This window comes from Amycolatopsis sp. NPDC051045 (assembly GCF_040682955.1).
In the GTDB taxonomy this organism is placed as follows: domain Bacteria; phylum Actinomycetota; class Actinomycetes; order Mycobacteriales; family Pseudonocardiaceae; genus Amycolatopsis.
Genome location: NZ_JBFBCC010000004.1, coordinates 61,199 through 78,685, shown reverse-complemented (window position 1 = coordinate 78,685; position 17,487 = coordinate 61,199). Strand labels below are relative to the sequence as shown.

21 protein-coding genes are annotated in these 17,487 nt (G+C 71.6%); 13 read left to right on the top strand and 8 right to left on the bottom strand.

Annotated features, from left to right (window positions below; all coding sequences use genetic code 11):
* The first annotated feature begins 32 nt into the window (after positions 1-32).
* Positions 33-1,298, top strand: a complete 1,266-nt coding sequence (locus tag AB0M80_RS11475; protein WP_364562287.1) for an RNA polymerase sigma factor — start codon at positions 33-35, stop codon at positions 1,296-1,298.
* Here the strand turns inward: AB0M80_RS11475 and AB0M80_RS11470 are convergent.
* From AB0M80_RS11470 to AB0M80_RS11435, 8 genes are all read right to left on the bottom strand, one after another.
* On the bottom strand, positions 1,295-1,849 hold the full coding sequence (locus tag AB0M80_RS11470) for an HD domain-containing protein (RefSeq protein WP_364562285.1): 555 nt from the start codon (positions 1,847-1,849) through the stop codon (positions 1,295-1,297). The genes AB0M80_RS11475 and AB0M80_RS11470 overlap by 4 nt on opposite strands.
* A gap of 29 nt (positions 1,850-1,878) precedes the next feature.
* Positions 1,879-2,544: an ABC transporter ATP-binding protein gene (locus AB0M80_RS11465; RefSeq protein ID WP_364562282.1), complete on the bottom strand. Its 666-nt coding sequence runs from the start codon at positions 2,542-2,544 to the stop codon at positions 1,879-1,881.
* Positions 2,544-3,875, bottom strand: coding sequence for a hypothetical protein (locus AB0M80_RS11460; protein ID WP_364562279.1), 1,332 nt, complete (start codon positions 3,873-3,875; stop codon positions 2,544-2,546). Before AB0M80_RS11460 ends, AB0M80_RS11465 begins: the two co-directional genes overlap by 1 nt.
* Positions 3,872-4,858 (bottom strand): hypothetical protein, encoded by a 987-nt coding sequence (locus tag AB0M80_RS11455; RefSeq protein WP_364562277.1) that lies wholly within the window; start codon positions 4,856-4,858, stop codon positions 3,872-3,874. The genes AB0M80_RS11460 and AB0M80_RS11455 overlap by 4 nt, the downstream gene beginning before the upstream one ends.
* A gap of 168 nt (positions 4,859-5,026) precedes the next feature.
* The gene (locus AB0M80_RS11450; protein WP_364562274.1) at positions 5,027-5,392 is read right to left on the bottom strand and encodes a lactococcin 972 family bacteriocin; all 366 of its coding nucleotides are present in this window, start codon (positions 5,390-5,392) and stop codon (positions 5,027-5,029) included.
* Between the two features lie 427 nt (positions 5,393-5,819).
* The gene (locus AB0M80_RS11445; RefSeq protein WP_364562272.1) at positions 5,820-7,505 is read right to left on the bottom strand and encodes a lactate permease LctP family transporter; all 1,686 of its coding nucleotides are present in this window, start codon (positions 7,503-7,505) and stop codon (positions 5,820-5,822) included.
* Positions 7,506-7,533: 28 nt separating this feature from the next.
* Positions 7,534-8,316, bottom strand: a complete 783-nt coding sequence (locus AB0M80_RS11440; RefSeq protein ID WP_364562270.1) for an IclR family transcriptional regulator — start codon at positions 8,314-8,316, stop codon at positions 7,534-7,536.
* Between the two features lie 574 nt (positions 8,317-8,890).
* Positions 8,891-9,454, bottom strand: a complete 564-nt coding sequence (locus AB0M80_RS11435) for a helix-turn-helix domain-containing protein (protein WP_364562267.1) — start codon at positions 9,452-9,454, stop codon at positions 8,891-8,893.
* A gap of 75 nt (positions 9,455-9,529) precedes the next feature.
* Between AB0M80_RS11435 and AB0M80_RS11430 the strand changes: the two genes are divergently transcribed.
* From AB0M80_RS11430 to AB0M80_RS11375, 12 genes are all read left to right on the top strand, one after another.
* Positions 9,530-10,441: an NADP-dependent oxidoreductase gene (locus tag AB0M80_RS11430; RefSeq protein WP_364562264.1), complete on the top strand. Its 912-nt coding sequence runs from the start codon at positions 9,530-9,532 to the stop codon at positions 10,439-10,441.
* Between the two features lie 92 nt (positions 10,442-10,533).
* Positions 10,534-11,727: a MurT ligase domain-containing protein gene (locus AB0M80_RS11425; RefSeq protein ID WP_364563618.1), complete on the top strand. Its 1,194-nt coding sequence runs from the start codon at positions 10,534-10,536 to the stop codon at positions 11,725-11,727.
* Complete coding sequence (locus tag AB0M80_RS11420) at positions 11,720-12,436, top strand: glutamine amidotransferase (protein WP_364562261.1); 717 nt, start codon at positions 11,720-11,722, stop codon at positions 12,434-12,436. Before AB0M80_RS11425 ends, AB0M80_RS11420 begins: the two co-directional genes overlap by 8 nt.
* 62 nt (positions 12,437-12,498) lie before the next feature.
* Positions 12,499-13,887: an ATP-binding protein gene (locus AB0M80_RS11415; RefSeq protein ID WP_364562259.1), complete on the top strand. Its 1,389-nt coding sequence runs from the start codon at positions 12,499-12,501 to the stop codon at positions 13,885-13,887.
* On the top strand, positions 13,887-14,567 hold the full coding sequence (locus tag AB0M80_RS11410) for a response regulator transcription factor (protein ID WP_364562256.1): 681 nt from the start codon (positions 13,887-13,889) through the stop codon (positions 14,565-14,567). The genes AB0M80_RS11415 and AB0M80_RS11410 overlap by 1 nt, the downstream gene beginning before the upstream one ends.
* 183 nt (positions 14,568-14,750) lie before the next feature.
* Positions 14,751-15,080 carry a gas vesicle protein GvpO gene (gene gvpO, locus AB0M80_RS11405; RefSeq protein ID WP_364562254.1) on the top strand — a complete coding sequence of 110 codons (330 nt, stop codon included), beginning with the start codon at positions 14,751-14,753 and terminating at the stop codon, positions 15,078-15,080.
* Positions 15,081-15,097: 17 nt separating this feature from the next.
* Positions 15,098-15,397, top strand: coding sequence for a gas vesicle protein (locus AB0M80_RS11400; RefSeq protein WP_364562251.1), 300 nt, complete (start codon positions 15,098-15,100; stop codon positions 15,395-15,397).
* Positions 15,394-16,128 (top strand): GvpL/GvpF family gas vesicle protein, encoded by a 735-nt coding sequence (locus AB0M80_RS11395; protein ID WP_364562250.1) that lies wholly within the window; start codon positions 15,394-15,396, stop codon positions 16,126-16,128. The genes AB0M80_RS11400 and AB0M80_RS11395 overlap by 4 nt, the downstream gene beginning before the upstream one ends.
* Complete coding sequence (gene gvpJ, locus AB0M80_RS11390) at positions 16,121-16,381, top strand: gas vesicle protein GvpJ (protein ID WP_364562248.1); 261 nt, start codon at positions 16,121-16,123, stop codon at positions 16,379-16,381. The genes AB0M80_RS11395 and gvpJ (AB0M80_RS11390) overlap by 8 nt, the downstream gene beginning before the upstream one ends.
* Positions 16,378-16,611, top strand: a complete 234-nt coding sequence (gvpK, locus tag AB0M80_RS11385; RefSeq protein WP_364562246.1) for a gas vesicle protein GvpK — start codon at positions 16,378-16,380, stop codon at positions 16,609-16,611. The genes gvpJ (AB0M80_RS11390) and gvpK overlap by 4 nt, the downstream gene beginning before the upstream one ends.
* The gene (gene gvpJ / locus AB0M80_RS11380) at positions 16,608-16,925 is read left to right on the top strand and encodes a gas vesicle protein GvpJ (protein ID WP_364562244.1); all 318 of its coding nucleotides are present in this window, start codon (positions 16,608-16,610) and stop codon (positions 16,923-16,925) included. Before gvpK ends, gvpJ (AB0M80_RS11380) begins: the two co-directional genes overlap by 4 nt.
* Complete coding sequence (locus AB0M80_RS11375) at positions 16,922-17,482, top strand: GvpL/GvpF family gas vesicle protein (protein WP_364562242.1); 561 nt, start codon at positions 16,922-16,924, stop codon at positions 17,480-17,482. The genes gvpJ (AB0M80_RS11380) and AB0M80_RS11375 overlap by 4 nt, the downstream gene beginning before the upstream one ends.
* Positions 17,483-17,487: the final 5 nt, after the last annotated feature.

The following is a 17,487-nucleotide window of genomic DNA, read 5'->3' as shown; positions in this document are numbered from 1 at the left end:
CACCGCGGCGGGTCACCCTGTCTGATGGCCGGGTGACGGTTGCGGACGCACAGAGAACGGTCGAGACGGTCTGGCGGATCGAATCGCCGCGGCTCATCGCGGGCCTGGCCCGGATGGCCCGCGGCGACGTCGGTCTCGCCGAGGAACTGGCGCAGGACGCGCTGGTCGCGGCCCTGGAGCAGTGGCCGGAGTCCGGCGTGCCCCGCAACCCCGGCGCGTGGCTGATGACCATCGCGAAGCGCCGCGCGGTCGACCAGTTCCGCCGCAACGAGCGGTACGCGGAGAAGCTCGAAGAAGTCGGGCGCCACCACCAGCTCGGCGAGGGCGTGCTGCCCGACTTCGACGCCGCGCTCGACGACCACATCGAGGACGACGTCCTGCGCCTGCTGTTCGTCGCCTGCCACCCGGTGCTGAACACCCAGGCGCGGGTCGCGCTGACGCTGCGCATGCTCGGCGGCCTGACCACCGACGAGATCGCGCGCGCCTTCCTGGTCCGCGAGTCGACGATCGCCCAGCGGATCGTGCGGGCGAAGAAGGCCCTCGCCGCGGCGAAGGTGCCCTTCGAGGTGCCGGAGGGCGACGAGCGCGTCGCGCGGCTGTCGTCCGTGCTCGAGGTCGTCTACCTGGTCTTCAACGAGGGCTACTCGGCCACCCGGGGCGACGACTGGATGCGGCCGGCGCTGTGCGAAGAGGCGATGCGGCTCGGCCGCGTGCTGGCCGGGCTGATGCCGGGCGAGTCGGAGGTCCACGGCCTGGTCGCGCTGATGGAGCTCCAGGCGTCCCGCGCGAAGGCCCGCACCGGCCCGAACGGCGAACCGGTGCTGCTGCTGGACCAGGACCGCTCCCGCTGGGACCGGCTGCTGATCCAGCACGGCCTCGCGGCGCTGTCGCTGTCCGAGCAGATCGCCGACGGCGCGTACGGCCCGTACTCCGCCCAGGCGGCGATCGCGGCCTGCCACGCCCGGGCGCGGACGGCCGAGGAGACGGACTGGGAGCGGATCGCGGCGCTCTACGAAGGTCTCGGCAAGCTCCAGCCGTCCCCGGTGATCGAGCTGAACCGCGGGGTCGCGGTGGCGATGGCGTACGGACCCGAGGCGGGCTTGGCGGTCGTCGACGCCGTCGCCGCGGAACCGGCGTTGCAGGACTACCACCTGCTGCCCAGCGTCCGCGGCGACCTCCTGCAGAAGCTGGGCCGGTTCGAGGAGGCCGAGCAGGAGTTCCGCCGGGCGGCGGAGATGACGGAGAACTCCCGCGAGCGCGCCCTGCTGCTGAACCGCGCGACGGCGGTGAGTGGCTAGCGGCCCCGCCAGGACAGCGGTGACAGCGTCAACGCCGCTTCGGCGATCTTCCGCGCCGTCTCCGTCTTGAGGCCCTTGCGCGCCGACTCGATCCACTCGTCGACCGGCCGCACCCCGATGTCGCGGTATTCCAGCGCCTGCAGCAGCATCTCGAGCTTGTCCGCGTCCTTCGCGCACAACGCTTCCGCCGATTCCCGCGTCTCGTACTCGTCCACCGCCGCCCGGACCAGCTCACGCGACCGCTCCGGCAGCGACGCCGTCTGATCGGCGGTGATCTCCCGCGGCTCCGGCTTGCGCAGGTAGCCGGCGGCCGTCAGCGGCAGGTCGCCCGTGCGCGTTTCCTGCGTGTCGTGCCACAGCGCGAGGAACGCCGCCCGCTCCGGCGCGGCGCCCTCCTCCGCGGCGATCAGCGCCGCGAGCTGGGCTGTGCGCAGGCTGTGCTCGCCGACCGATTCCGGGTCGCGGACCCCCGCGTGCCACCACCCCGACCGCCGGACCCGCTTCAAGAGCCCGAGCTCGTAGCCGAAGGACGCGAGACCGTCTGCACTCATGGGCCCAGCCTAGGGCGACGGACGACCGGTCACGCGGAGCCGCGCACGACGTGCCCGGCCACGTCCACCACCCGCGAGCAACTGCCGGCCACGGCTTCGTCGTGCGTTGCGACGACGATGGTCTTGCCGGCCTTGTTGAGGTCGCGGAGCAGAGCGAGGACGATGTCGCGGTTGTCGGTGTCGAGGGAGCCGGTCGGTTCGTCCGCCAAGACGATGTCGCACGGCTTGAGCAGCAGCCGCGCCACGGCGACCCGCTGCTGTTCACCCCCGGACAGGGAGAAGATCTTGCGGTGCTCCGCTCCCGGCAGCCCGACCCGCGCGAGCGCTTCGGCGATGCGTTCCCGCTTCGGGGTGCCGCGCCCCGCGTAGGTGAGGGCGATGCCGAGGTTGTGCGCGACCGACTCGCTGTCGATCAGGGCGAAGTTCTGGAACAGGTACCCCAGGTGCGACCGGCGAAGGCGGTTCGCGGCGCGGGTGTGCGGCCCCGGCGCCGGGCGGCCGAGCACCCGGACCTCCCCGGAGTCGGGGGCGTCGAGCAACCCGATCAGGTTGAGGACCGTGGACTTCCCCGCCCCGCTCGCTCCGGTCAGCGCGACGAACTCACCCGCCTCGACGTCGAGGTCGAAGCCGTCCAGGACCCGGCGCTCGCCGTACTGTTTGCGTACTCCCCGGAGCTCGCAACACAATTCCACCACTACAGCTCCTTCAATCGCTTGGCCGCGTTCCGGCGTTCCACGACGCGGCCGGTCACGACCACGAGCAGCACCTCGACCAGCAACGCGGCGAGCGCCACGGCCAGCAGTTTCGGCACTTGGGCGTACGGATCCACTTCGACGCCGGGCATCGACATCTTCTGCGTCCCCAGCCACACCACCACGGCCGCGGCGACGAGGCTCTGCACCAGCCACGTTCCCCCGACCACGAGGAGCAGTTCCCGGTAGGACCGGGTGAACCCGATGCCGTGGAGGCGGCGCACGGTGAGCCGCCGCCGCAGCCGATCGGCACCGATGACCACGATCGTCGCGGTCAGCGCGAGCATGACGAGCAGCGCGCCGCCCGCGAACGCGGCGGCCTGCGTCATGGCGCTGCGCAACTCGTTGACCTGCGTGCCCATGGCGTCGTGCACGCTCACCAGGTACCGCAGGTTGTCGTCGAGCTTGAGCTGCCGCAGCAGCGGGGAGAGCTTGGCGAGCACGGCCCCGGGATCGCCGTCGACGTGGACCTTCAACCCGGTGTCCAGGCCACCGGTGATCGAGTTCAGCCGGTCCACCGTCAGGCTGTTCGCCGGCGTCATGACCTCGATGATGGGGTCGGTGATCAGATTCCCGTGGTCGGGGGCGACCTCGGGGTCGAAACTGAACACCTCCTGGCCCGACGCCAGCCAGATGATGCGGACGTCCTGCTCGGCGAACCGCTCCGGCGCCTTGTCCCCGGCTATCCGCGCCTCCGCCTGCGCGGCGCCGGTGGTGCCCCCGGCCCCGGTTCGCGTGCTTCGGAACAGCTCCTTGAGCTCGGCTTCCCGCGGCTTGAACCGCTCGGGCACGACGACCACCCAGGCCTGTTCGCCGTCCGCCACCTCGATCCGCTTCCGCGTGTCGTCGAGAACCGGGTATTGCTCGAGGTAGTTGCTGTTCACGCGGATGGGTGGCACCGGCCACGGCGACGACGGGTCGTTCGGCGCGCCGGTCTGGTAGTTGACGGAGTCGACGTAGAGCGCGCCCTGCTCTTCCAGGACGAGGTACAGGCCGCGCGCCTCCGCGACCGTCGAGGCGTTGCCGCCGGTTTCCAGCTCCTGCTGGTCGTCCCCGACGAGACGCGGGTAGAAGATCGCGTAGTCCTGGACCTTTTCCCACGGAGCCATCGACTCCAGCTGCTTGCCCAGGTCGGCGAACTGCTGCCACACGACCACGGCCAGGACGGCCAGCACCACCCCGCAGACGGCCTTCACCACCGCGGGCACCGCGATCGCCGTGCCGAAGGACGAACGGCTCCGCTTACGGTCCGCGCGCTGCATCTGCTCGTTCACTGCAGGCTTCCTTTGACGAGGTCGGAGATTCGTACGCGGTGGATGATGACCAGCCCGACGACCGAGGTGGCGGCGAACCCGGCCACCGCCACCTGGCCGAGGGTGACGGCGAGCGCGCGCAGGAACAACGGGTCCACCCCGGGGACGGCGAGTGAGACGGCCACGCAGGCGCCCAGCCCGGCCAGGAACGCGGCGAGCTGCAACCGCCCCACCACCTCGTACCAGATCCGCGTCGCGGGGAACCCGGCCAGCCGCAGCACGCCGATGCGCTTGCCCTCGCGCAGGAGGAGGAACGCGATGATCAGGGTGGCCAGGCCGGCGAGGAGGTACGCCAGCACCTCCAGGTACCCGCTGCTTTCGACGGAAGGCCGGACGTTCGCGGGCGTGAGGTCCGCCAGGGTCAGCCCCTCGACACCCGCCTCGACCAGCCGTTGGCGGACGATGGCGAAGAAGCGGCCGGTGGCGGCGCCGTCCGGGGATTCGACCACGTAGCGCCCTGGGCTGGGCAGGGCGTCGAAAGCCTGCCGCAGCGGGGCGAACGTGAGCTCGTACCGGTTGCCGAAGACCGCGGGCACGCCCACGTTGTCCCGCTCGCCGCCGCGCGCCGAGGAGACGGTCGCCGTGCCGCCGCGCGACTCGGCCGGGCTCAGCCAGCGCCCTTCGGCCAAGGTGAACCCGTCGAACAACGCGGTGTGGTCCCGTCCCATGAAGAGGTAGTTCCTGATGCGTTTCTGCCCGGACCGCGGCGTGTTCACGGTGGTGCGCAGCACGTTCGTTCCGGTCGCCGTCGCCGCTTCGGCGAGCACGCGCAGCGTTCCCTCGGGGTCCGCGGCTCGCGGGTGCTCCGGCCAGACGAACGGGGTGCCCACGCGGTACGCGGCCGTCTCGCTTTGCGTCTCCCGCTCGAAGACCGCGTCCGCCAGCACCACCGCCGGAATGGCGAGGAGGACTCCCACGAAGAGGACGACGAGGGTCAGTCGCACCGGTCTTCGCTCCCGTCGTCACCCACGATGCTCCCTGTCAAAACCAGCGACCGCATTTGCCGCGTTTCTCCGACGATGGTCATCAATTCTATCAGCGCCGGTATCGGGCCCGGAATTTCTCGGGCCCGATACCGGTTCAGCACGTGCTCCGGGCTATCTCACGACAAATCAGGCGTTGTCGTTGTAGTACGTGTAGCACGTGTACGCCCAGCCTGCTGTGACGGACGCGTTCGCCCAGTAACCGGGGTTGGCGTACCTCTTGCTGGTCCCGCCGGCCATCGCCGCGGTCGCGCTGTGGTAATTGTTGTTGTGGATGTAGTTCGAGTAGCACTGCTTGAGCACGCCGTCGGGCTGGGTGCCGCGGCACCAGGTGCCGCCACCGACGTTCGAGCAGGACAGGACCGTCGCGGGCGCGGCGGCCGTGCCGCTCCGGGCCGGTGCCGCCTGCGCGACCGTGGCGACCCCCGCGGTCATGAACAGCGCCAGCGAAGCGACCGAAGCCGTCTTCGCGGTTTTGACCATGAAAGTTGACATGACTGAACCACTCCCCATTCGATTGTTTTCCGTATTGGCAGCCCGAGCTCCCTGCTCGGCACGGACCGCCGGGAACCGACAATCAGTGAAACTCCGGGAAGTCCACCCGAAAAACGGCCATGCGCCCGCGCGGTGGATCCACGACGCGCGTCGCCGCCAAAGAAAGAAGTAGCCCCCGGTGTCGGTGACTCTCGGTGAGTCACCACCTGTGAACGTAGCAATGCCCCCATGGTCGAACAAGCGAATCGTCGACACCTTCACTCGGATGTATCAACGGGAGGGGAAATTCGGTTCCGCTGGGTAAGTAAATCGTCTTTCGCTTCCGGGAAAAGCGTATGAAACCGGGTCGCCCGCTGCGGAAAACGCGGAGGGGGAATTCTCCACCGATCATGCGATCGCGCGGAAGGTGATCCACCGGCCCAGCGGCTCAGGGCGACGGGATCATCGCCGTCAGGATCGTCGCCTGGAGCAGGGAGATCACGCCGACCACCGCGGTCAGCAGCAGCGACCACAGGAACGTCTGCCGCAGCAGTGAACCCTCCTTGCCGCTCTGCCCGATCGCCGTCGCGCCGATGGACAGGTTCTGCGGCGAGATCATCTTGCCCATCACGCCGCCCGAGGTGTTCGTCGCGCCGGCCAGGATCGGGTTCAGGTCGAGCTGCTGCGCCGAGATCACCTGCATCGGGCCGAACAGGCTGTTCGTCGACGCGTCCGAACCGGTCAGGAACACGCCCAGCCAGCCGATGTACGCCGAGAACAGCGGGAAGACCGCGCCGGTCGTCGCCAGGGCCAAGCCCAGCGTCTGGGTCGCGCCCGAGTAGTTCATCACGAACGCGATGGCCAGGATCATGAAGATCGTCGCCAGTGCCCAGCGCATCTGGACCAGCGTGCTCCGGTACGTCTTGAGCAGCAGACCCGGCCGCGCGCCCATCGCGAACCCGGCGATCACCGCCGCGATCAGGGCGACCGTGCCCGGCGAGAACAGGAAGTCGACGGTCAGCGTCGCCGCGTACGGCGCGTTCTTCGCCGTGATCGGCGGGTGCTGTACGACGTGGTTGTGCAGCCCCGGCCACGCGAAGACCCAGTCCGCCTTGTGCAGCAGCTTGGTCAGGTCGAGCCAACCCGGCAGGTTCTTGAAGATCGTGCCGATCCGCGACAGGAAGATCGCCAGGATCAGGACGATGTACGGCATCCACGCGTACAGCGCGCCGCGCTCGGCCTGGGCGGCGCCGAGGCTCTTGACCGCGGCTTTCTCGCCGTCGAAGCGCCACACCGTCGCGGGCTGCCAGAACCGGGTCAGGATCCACAGCGCAGCCATCGCGGTGAGCGCGGCGAGGACGTCGACCAGGCTGGCGCTGATGTAGTTGGACACGACGAACTGCATGACCGCGAACGTGAGCCCGGCCGTCAGCACCGCCGGCCACACCTCGAGCATGCGCTTCCAGCCGGCCAGGACCACGACCAGGAACGCCGGGATGATCAGCGCCAGCACCGGGACCTGGCGGCCGACCGCCGCCGAGAACAGCTCGGTCGCCTGCTCCTGCTTGAGGTGCATGATCGGCGCGGTCAGCCGGCCGAGCACGATCAGCGGGTTGCCCAGGCCGCCGAACGCCACCGGGGCGGTGTTCGCCAGCAGCGCCAGGACGACGGCCTTCACCGGCGGGAACCCGAGCGCGGCCAGCATCGCGGCGGTGATCGCGATCGGCGACCCGCCGCCGGCGATGCCTTCGAGCAGCGCGCCGAAGCCGAACGCGATGAGCAGCGCCTGCAGCCGCCGGTCCTCGCTGAACCCGGCGAGCACCCGCTTGATCGCGTCGAACCGGCCGGTGGCGACCGTGACGTTGTGGAAGTACACGGCGTGGAAGGCGATCCAGGCCACCGACCACACGCCGAACACGAGGCCCATCGCCGCGGAGTCGAACGCCAGGGCGGCCGGCATCCGGTACAGCAGCAGGGCGACACCGAGCGCGGTGACCAGCGCGAGGGCCGCCGAAAGGTGCGCGGAGAAGCGGATCACCCCGAGCGAAACCAGCAGCACGATGATCGGGAGCGCGGCGAGCAGCGCGGAAACCCACAGCGCGCCCGCCGGCTGGTAGTCCTGGATCCAGGTCACGGTCGGCTCCTTCACCGGGTTCGGGTGCTCAGGCCGGCCGGCCCCGGACGTACCCGAGCCGCAGGGACAGGGCGGCGGCGGTCCCGGCCACGGAGGCGCCGAGTTCGTCGAGGCGGCGCAGCACCCGCGGCGCCGGCCCGGCGATGCTGATGGCGGCGATCGGCCGTCCCGAGTGGTCGCGGACGGCGGCGGCGACGCAGCCGACGTCCGGCTCGTTCTCGACCTCGTCGATCGCCCAGCCGCGGCGGCTGGTCTTCGCGAGCTCGTCGAGCAGCCGGTGCGGATCGCTGATCGTCTTGAGGGTCAAGGGATCCAGCTTCATCCGGCGGACGCGTTCGAGGCGGTCGGCCTCGGGCAGCGCGGCGAGCCAGGCCTTCCCGAGCGACGTCGCGTGCTGCGGCCGCCGGGTGCCGAGCCGGCAGGCGAGGGTGACGGCGCTGGCACTGCGTTCGGTGGCGACGTAGACCATGGTGTCGTTGTCCGGCACGGCGAGGTAGGTGGTCTCCCCGGACCGTTCGGCGAGCGACGCGAGGTACCGCGGCGCACACCGGTGCAGATCGGTCGCGGCCATCGCGCGGGCGCCGAGTTCGACGAGCCGCGTCCCCAGCCGCACCCGGCCGGTGACCTGATCGGCTTCCAGGTACTCGAGGTTCTTCAGGGTGCCGACGATGCGGTAGGCGGCGCTGCGGGAAAGCCCCAGTTGCCGCGCGATCGCATTGGTGGAAATCTCCTGGTGCCGGCCCACGTGCTCCAGCACGGCGAGCCCGCGTTCGAGAGTTCCGCTTTGGTCCAGCCCGCGCTCCGGTCCCACGTTGCCCTCCGTTGGACGTTTCCCGCTCAGCGGCACGCCTTTCCGCTGGCTGGGGTTGGACGGTAACACCTCCGATGTATGGGGGGAAGATCTTGGATTGACTCGCCGCAATGCGAGTAGTTGAGGATGCTAATTGGTTCAACATCCGATGGTTAAGTTTCCTACCTATGGCGGTTGCGCAGCGAAGACCAGCCTCGTTCGACAGCTTCGACGGCGGTTTCGTTCATATCCGTGAATGTGTGCGCGGTTGTCAACAGCCCGGACGTAATGTGGACAAACCGGCTCCGGGTGGCGCTCTTTTGCTGTTCTTGTCAGTGGCCTGCGCGCGGAGATCGGGCTTGCCGCCTCGCCCCGAGCGGGCCTGCCCGGGGAAGTCGGCCCGCTCGCACCGCGAGCAGTCTCGGCCTGCGGGGCGGGTTCGATGGATCGTTCGGCGATCAGCAGCCGCTGGCCCAGGTCCGAACCGCCAAGCCGCTCGGCCCGCTCCGGCCGCTCCGGTCGCTCGGCCCGCTCCGGTCGCTCGGCCCGCTCCGGTCGCTCGGCCCGCTCCGGTCGCTCGGCCCGCTCAGGCCACTCAGGAGGCGATGGCCGCCCGCACCTCATCGAGCGCCCGCCGCGCCGCTTCGCCGAAGTCCTCGGCGGCCGCGGCGATCCAGCGCTCGTAGGCGATCTTCATCGCGAGTGCCCCCAGTTCCGCGGCGACCCGCGCGGTCACGTCCGGCACGCCCCGCTCCCGAAGCGCATCGGTCATCGCCGCGGTGAGCGCCAGGCCCTTCAGCGCGTCGCGCTCCTGTAGTTCCGCGTGCGCGGCGATCACCGATCGCCGCAGCGCGCTGAACTCGCGGCGGTCGGGCGTGAACGCTTTCCGGCCGGCCGCGTCCATCGCCTGGGTCACCGCTTCGATCGGCGTGGCCGTCGCCGGCGCGGCGGCGATCGCTCCGGCGAGCAGGCCGGCCAGCGTGCTACCGCCGAAGAGCACCTCGCGCTTGTCCTGGAAGTGCCGGAAGAAGGTGCTCTTGGTCAGGCCCGCGCGCCGCGCGATGTCGATCACCGTCGTGTTCTCGTAGCCGCGCTCGGCGAACAGTTCGAGGGCGGCCTTGCTCAGCCGCTCCGGTGCGTTCGGTTCCCAGCGGGCCATGGGGAGAAGTTTACGGCACTTGGTCCCGTCGGCGGTGTACGGTGATGGGACCAAGTCTCATCACTGGAGGTTTCCATGAGCAGAGCCGTCGTCTACGAGAAGTTCGGTGGTCCCGACGTGCTGGAGCTGCGAGAGGTCCCGGAGCCGCACGCCGGCCCCGGCGAGGTGCGCGTCCGCGTGGCGGCCGCCGGGCTGAACCCGATGGACTGGGGCCTCGCCTCGCGGCCCGAGGCGGCGGCGCAGTTCGGCATCACCCTGCCGGCTGGCTTCGGGTACGACTTCGCCGGCGTGGTCGACGAGGTGGGGCCCGGCGCCACGGGCTTCGCCGTGGGCGACCGCGTCCACGGCGGCGCGCTCGCGCGAGCGGTCGCCGACTTCGTGGTCATCAAGACGTCCGACGCGCTCTTTCCCACCCCGGCCGGGGTCAGCGACGAGGTGGCGAGCACGCTCCCGGTGGCCGGCTCTTCCGCGGCCGCCGCGCTGGCCGCGGTCGGCGTGCGGGCCGGGGACACCGTCCTGATCGGCGGCGCGGCCGGTGGCGTGGGCATCTTCGCCGTCCAGCTCGCGAAGCTCGCCGGTGCCACCGTGATCGGCACCGCCTCGGAGGGCACCTTCGCGTTCCTGCGGAAGCTCGGCGCGGAGCCCGTGGCCTACGGGCCCGGCCTGGCGGACCGGGTGCGGGAACTGGGCGGCGTGACCGCGGCAGCGGACCTGTTCGGCACCGAGACGGCCGAGGCCGCGCTGGCACTCGGCGTCCCGCCCGAGCGGATCGCCACGATCGCCGCCGGCCCCCACCCACCCGGCGGCGTGCGCGCCACCGGGGGTGCCGACGCCGAGCCGGGCGCCGTGGCGCGGATCGCCGACGCCATCCTCGCCGGCGAGCTCACCGTGCCCGTCGCCGCGGTCTTCCCGGTCGAGCGGATCCGTGACGCCGTCACCCTGCAAGCCGCGCGGCACGTTCACGGCAAGGTCGTCGTCACGCTGTAGAGAGCGGGGTCACGGACTCAGGAAACTCACAGCGCCCGACGGGCACCATCCAGCCGGTGTCCGTCCGAAGCCCCCTCCGCACCCGCGCCTCCGTGGCCGCCGGGCGGCTGACCGCCTGGCTCTCCCGCAGCTCGGGGCTCGGCCGCGGCGGCATGATCGGCGGCCGCGTCACGCTGGCGCTCGATCCGCTCGCCCTGCGCCGCCTCGGCCGGGAACGCACCGTCGTGCTCGTCACCGGCACCAACGGCAAGACCACGACCTCGCTGATGCTCACCCGCGCGCTCGAAACCTTGGCCGAGGTCGCCGCCAACAGCGACGGCGCGAACATGCCCGACGGCATCCTCGCTGCGCTGACCGCCCGCCCCGACGCGCCCTACGCGGTCCTCGAGGTGGACGAGACCTACCTGCCGTGGGTGGCCGGCCAGGTCCGGCCGGCGGTCCTGGTCCTGCTCAACCTGAGCCGCGACCAGCTGGACCGCGTCGGCGAGGTGCGCGCCACCGAGCGCGATCTGCGCGCCGCCGTGGAAAAGCTGCCCGGCACGGTCGTCGTCGCGAACTGCGACGACGTCCTGGTGACGTCCGCGGCGAGCGTGGCCGCGAAGGCCGTGTGGGTGAGCGTCGGCCGCCGCTGGACCGGCGACTCGACGGCGTGCCCGCGCTGCGAAGGGCGCATCGAAACCCGAGGGCGGCACTGGGGTTGCGCGTGCGGGCTCGCCCGGCCGGAACCCGGCTGGACGCTCGACGGCGACCTCGTCGGGACGCCGGGCGGCCGCCAGGTCGATCTCGACCTGCGGCTGCCCGGCGACGCGAACCGCGCGAACGCCGCGCTCGCGCTCGCCGCGGCGCACCGGCTCGGCGTGCCGCCGCACACGGCCGCGGGCCGGCTGCGGACCATCACCGACATCGGCGGCCGCTACCGCACGATCCGCCGCTCGCGGCACTCCGTCCGGCTGATGCTCGCGAAGAACCCGGCCGGCTGGGTGGAAACGCTGCGCGTGCTGGACGAAGACACCCCGGTCGTCGTCGCGGTCAACGCCCAGGAAGCCGACGGCCGGGACCTGTCCTGGCTGTGGGACGTGCACTTCGAACGGCTCCGCGGGCGCCAGGTGGTCGTCACCGGCGAGCGCGGCGCCGATCTCTCCGTGCGGCTCTGCTACGCCGAAGTCGCGCACTGGGCCGAGCCGGATCCGGTCACCGCGATCGACGCGCTGCCACCCGGCGCCGTCGAGCTGGTCGCCAACTACACCGCGTTCCGCGACCTGGTGGGCAGGCTGCCCGGTGGGTGACTCGACCGTCTACATCGGACTATTGCTACCGGAGGTGCTGGGCACCTACGGCGACACCGGCAACGCGCAGGTGCTCGGCAAGCGGCTGCAGTGGCGTGGGCTCGACGCCGAGGTGGTCCCCGTCGGCCTCGGCGACCCGGTGCCGTCCACTTTGGACCTCTACCTGCTCGGTGGGGGTGAGGACGGCGCACAGGTGCTGGCCGCCGCGCACCTGCGGAAGTACCCGGGCCTGCGGCGGGCGGTCGCGGCCGGCGCGGTGGTGTTCGGCGTGTGCGCCGGCCTCCAGGTGCTCGGCACCCGCTTCCGCGGCCTCGACGGCGTCGACCACGACGGCCTCGGCCTGCTCGACCTCACCACCGAACCCGGCGGGCAGCGCGCGGTCGCCGAGCTGGTCGCGACGCCGTCCCGGCTCCTGGGCGGGGACACCCTGACCGGATTCGAGAACCACCTGGGCATCAGCAAGCTCGGCGCCGACAGCGAACCGCTCGGGCGGGTCGTGCGCGGCACCGGCAACGGCGACGGCACCGAGGGCGCGGTCACCGATCGGGTGGTGGGTACCTACCTGCACGGCCCGGCGCTCGCCCGCAACCCGGCGCTGGCCGATCTGCTGCTGGCCTGGACGATCGGGCACCCGCTCGGCCCGTTGAGCGTGGCCGAGGTCGATCGCCTGCGCGGGGAGCGGCTCGCCGTCCCGCGCCGCCGCCGGTGAGCCGATGGTCCGCGCCGCCGGTCGGGACGGGCGGGGCCGCGGCTGGTCGTTACGCTGCGTTGGTGGAACTGGGCAAGGTGATCGCCGCGACCGGGGTCCGGATGCGCGCCACCGCGGTGGCGGTGTTCGCGCTGGCGCTGGCCATCGCCGCCGCCGGGGTGATCGTGGTGCTGCTGCTGGAGGAGTCGCTCGACCGCAGCGTCACCGAGAGTGCCCGCAGCACCGGGCGGCAGGTCGCCATCCAGCTCGTCCGCGAAGGCGCGCGTGACCTGAGCGCCAGCGACGTCGCCAGCACCGGCGACACCGAAGCCGTCACGCAGGTGCTGGACGCGCGGGGCACGCCGATCGCGAGCGACCCGGCGATCGTCGGGCACCCGCCGCTGACCACGGCCCGCCCGGTCGTCGGGCAGGAGGTCATCGAGACCCTCCCGCTCGGGCTGAACGGCGACAACGACGACTACCGCGTCGTGTCGCAGGAGGTGAGCGGGCCCGGCGGGCCGTTCACCGTGATTTCCGCGCGCTCGCTGGAACCGGTGACCGAAGCGTCGACGCGCTTGACGCTGCTGCTCGGCCTGATCGCCGTGCCGCTGCTGGCGATCGCCGGATTGGCGGTGTACCGCGCGGTCGGCTCGGCGCTGCGGCCGGTCGAGCGGATGCGCCGGACCGTCGCGGAGATCTCGACGCGCGACCTCGCCGCGCGGGTGCCGCTGCCGCCGGGCGGTGACGAAGTGCACCGCCTGGCCGTGACGCTCAACGAGATGCTCGGGCGGCTCGCCTCGGCGCAGGCCGCGCAACGCCGGTTCGTCGCGGACGCCAGTCACGAGCTGCGCTCGCCGCTGTCGACGATCAGCACCGCGCTCGACGTCTCCGGGCGGCACCCGGAAAGCGCTGGGGAGCTGGTGCCGGTGATCGCCCGCGAGACCGCGCGGCTGCGCGAGCTCGTCGACGATCTGCTCATGCTGGCCCGCACCGACGACGCGACCGACCGGCCGCAGCGCACCGAGGTCGACCTCGACGACATCGTCCGCGCCGAGGCCGAGCGGGTCCGCGGCGAAAGCACGGTGGACGTCGAGGTCCGGGCCGGGCCGGCGAAGGTGCACGGCAGCGAAGCCCAGCTGCGGCGGGCGGTGCGCAACCTGGTCGACAACGCGCGCGGGCACGCGCGCTCGCGCATCCGCGTCAGCAGCGCGGTGCGCGGCGAGCTCGCCGTCGTCGAGGTCAGCGACGACGGCCCCGGCGTCGGGGAAGCCGACCGGGAGCGGATCTTCGAGCGGTTCGTCCGGCTCGACGCGTCGCGGCAGCGCGGGCACGGCGGAACCGGGCTGGGCCTGCCGATCGTGGCCGGCATCGCGGCCCGCCACGGCGGCCGGGCGCGCTACACCGCGTCGGACGAGCCGGGGGCGCGGTTCGTGATCGAGCTGCCGGTGATCGAACTGCCGAAGGAGGAGTAGTGCGCCTGCTGATCGTGGAGGACGAGCGCGAGTTCGCGGAGACGCTGCGGCGAGGGCTCGTCGCCGAAGGCTTCACCGCCGACGTCGCACACACCGGTCGCGAGGGCCTCTGGCGGGCGACCGAGCACGAGTACGACGTCGTGGTGCTCGACATCATGCTGCCCGAGCTGTCCGGCTACGAGGTGCTCAAACGCCTGCGGGCGGCGGAGAACTGGACGCCGGTGCTGATGCTGACGGCGAAGGACGGCGAGTACGACGAAGCCGACGCGTTCGACCTCGGCGCCGACGACTACCTGTCCAAGCCGTTCTCCTTCGTCGTGCTCATCGCCCGGCTGCGGGCGCTGCTGCGCCGCGGCGCCCCGGCCCGCCCGGCGGTGCTGGAGGCGGGCGACCTGCGGCTCGACCCCTCGGCTCGTACCGTCCACAGAGGACAACAGCGGATCGAGCTGACCGCCCGGGAGTTCGGGTTGCTCGAATTCCTGCTGCGGCGGGTGGGAACCGCGCTGTCGAAGAACGAGATCCTCGGCCACGTCTGGGACGCGCACTACGACGGCGACGAGAACGTCGTCGAGGTGTACATCGGGTACCTGCGGCGCAAGATCGACGCGCCGTTCGGCACCCACACCATCGAGACGGTCCGGGGCGTGGGGTACCGCCTCGTGGACGTTACTCGATCGTAATCAAACGCGCGTTTTCCGAAAATTGGTGCCGCTGGGTGTTCCGCGTTGCGCCGTTTGCCTCCACTGGTTGCCGCGGATTGCCCAGTCGTTCCCGCGAACCGGTGAAAAATACCGTCCATTGACGCCCCTGCAGCCGATCCCTCGTGTTGCTACGGTGGGCACACACCCGTGACGAGGAAAGCGATGACGAAATCGCCACTACCGCTCCCTGCTCAAAACAAAAATGTACCCGAAGCCGCCGGGAAATCCGTTTCCCGGCTCCGCGCCGCCGACGCCATTCGGGCGGCGACGGCCCAGTTCGGCATGGTGACCGGGTTGACCCCGCACGCCGTGACCGGGATCCGGAGCCGGGGCGACGGGGCCTGGTCGGTGCTCGTCGACGTCGTCGAGCTCGCCCGCATCCCGGACTCCACCAGCGTGATGGCCACCTATCGGGTGGACATCGACGCCGACGGCGAACTCGGCGCGTGCGAGCGGCTGCGGCGGTTCACGCGGGGCGCCACCGATTCCTGAAAGGAAGGTCGACACGATTGGCCGCTTCGTCCGATTCTTTGGCGGACATTCTGGAACGCGTGCTCGACAAGGGCGTCGTGATCGCCGGTGACATCGGCGTCAGCGTCGTCGACGTCGAATTGCTGACCCTGCGGATCCGGCTGTTCATCGCGTCCGCGCAGACCGCGCGTGAAATGGGCATGGACTGGTGGACGAACGATCCGTTCTTCGCCCCGAACGCCGCGCGGACTGAACTGGAGACGACCGAACTGGCGGCGCGCGTCGCCGAATTGGAGGCCCGGCTGCCCGTGCCGGGCGGGAGGGAAGAACCGCGGTGAGCACCGGCAATTGGCTGTGCGCGTACGCGATCACCCGCAACCATCCGTCCGCTTTGGACATCGGCCCGGCGCCGCGGCTCATCGGCTACCGGGACCTCGGGGTGGTCGTCTCCGAGGTGGCTCCGGCGCGGTTCGACCGCATCGACACGCTGGACCCGGTCGACGGCACGCTCGCCGAGCTGGCCCGTGAGCACGACGCCGTGGTGCGGGCGGTTTTCCGCAGCGAACCCGTGCTGCCGCTGCGGTTCGGCACGGTCCTCGACGGCGAGGACGCCGCCCGCCGGCTCCTGGAGGCGGGCTACGACCAGGCCCGCGACTGCCTCGACGAGGTGGCCGGGCACCGCGAGTGGGGCGTGCGGGTGCGGCACACCGAGCCCGCCGCGACCAGCCGCCCCGACGCGGCGGGCCTGACCGGCACGCAGTACCTCGTCCGCCGGCGCGAACGGCTGAAGGCGATCCAGCGGGCCCGCGAGGACGTGGCCGGCACCGCCGGGCGGCTGGTGGAGGCGTTGCGCCGGCACGCAGCCGACAGCGTGGGACGGGCGCGGCCGCACGGCGTGCTGATGAACACCGCTTATCTGGTGAAGACCGGGCAGGAGGCGGCGTTCCACGCGGAGGTGGAGTGGTTCGCCCGCGAGCTGCACGCGGCGGGAGCGACGGTGGAGACATCGGGACCGTGGCCGCCGTACTCGTTCACGAACGTGGAGCTGGGAGCGACGGCCGATGGCTGACGCCGAGATGGGTGGTGACCTGCTCGCGGGCGCCGGTGCGTCGAGCCGTGCCGAAGTGAGCGGCGCTCTGCTCGCGGAGGCCGTCTCGCCGACGGGTACCAACGCCGCCGAGGCCGTCGTCGACTTGCTCGACCGGGTTGTGCACCGCGGGGCCGTCGTCAGCGGGGATGTGATCATCTCGCTCGCCGGCATCGATCTTGTGCGGCTCGACCTGCGGCTGCTGCTGCTCGGGCTGGAGGGGGCGCCCGGATGACCGAGCGGATCGCCGCCGATGCCGGGCGCGGGCTCGGTCACCTGGTCGTCACCGTGCTCGACATCCTCAAGGAGGTGCTGGAGCGGCAGGCGCTGCGGCGGCTCGACGCCGGCACCCTCGCCCCGGCCCAGGTCGAAGCGCTCGGCCAGGCCCTGATCGCGCTGGAACTCCGGTTCGCCGAGATCCGCGCCGCCCTCGACGCCATCCCCACGACCGAAGGAGCCAAATGAGCAGACCCGGACAGACTGGCGGCGGGCTCGCCGACACGCTCGACATCCTGCTCGACAAGGGACTCGTGATCGACGCCTCGGTGCGGGTGTCGGTGATCGGGATCGAGCTGCTGGCGATCGAGGCGCGGATCGTCATCGCCAGCGTCGACACCTACATCCGCTACCTCGAAGCGATGCAGCGGCTGCAGGGCACGGCCGCGCCCGGGCAGATTTCGCAGGGCCTCGGCCAGACGACGGGGCTGATCCCGCCCCCGCCGCCGACGCCCGCGGTCGCGGTGCCGGTGGACCCCGCCATCCCGGTCGACCAGCCGTGACGCTGCAGCTCTACGGCGTCGTCCGGGCCGGGCACCCGCGGGTGCCGCGCACCGTGTGCTGGGAAGACCTCGCGATGGTGGTGGGTGAACCCGAGCCCGATCCGGCCGCGCACCTGGCGGTGGTGTCGGCGCTCATCGAGGGCGGTCCGGTGCTGCCGGTCCGGTTCGGCACCGTGGCCGAGGACGAAGACGCCGTCCGCGCCGAAGTGCTCGCCCCGGCCGCCGACACCTACCGCGCCGACCTCGACCGGCTCGACGGCCTGGCCGAGGTGCACGTCTGCCTCCGGTTCACCGAGCCCGGCTCGGCGTGGCGGGCGGCCCGCTCGGACGTCCTGCTCGCCCAGGTCGCCGAACGGGCCCACGACTCGGTGTCGCTGCCGGCGGGCGAGAGCGCCGACGAGCGGTGGGCGTTCCTGGTCGGGCTGGGCGACCTGCTCGTCGTCCGGGACGCCGTCGCCGGGCTCGGCGGCGGTGGCGGCGTCCAGGCGGACTGGCTCGGACCGCTGCCCGCGTACAGCTTCCTCGACCGGCGGACGTGCTCCCGCTGGAGCTGGTGAACGGA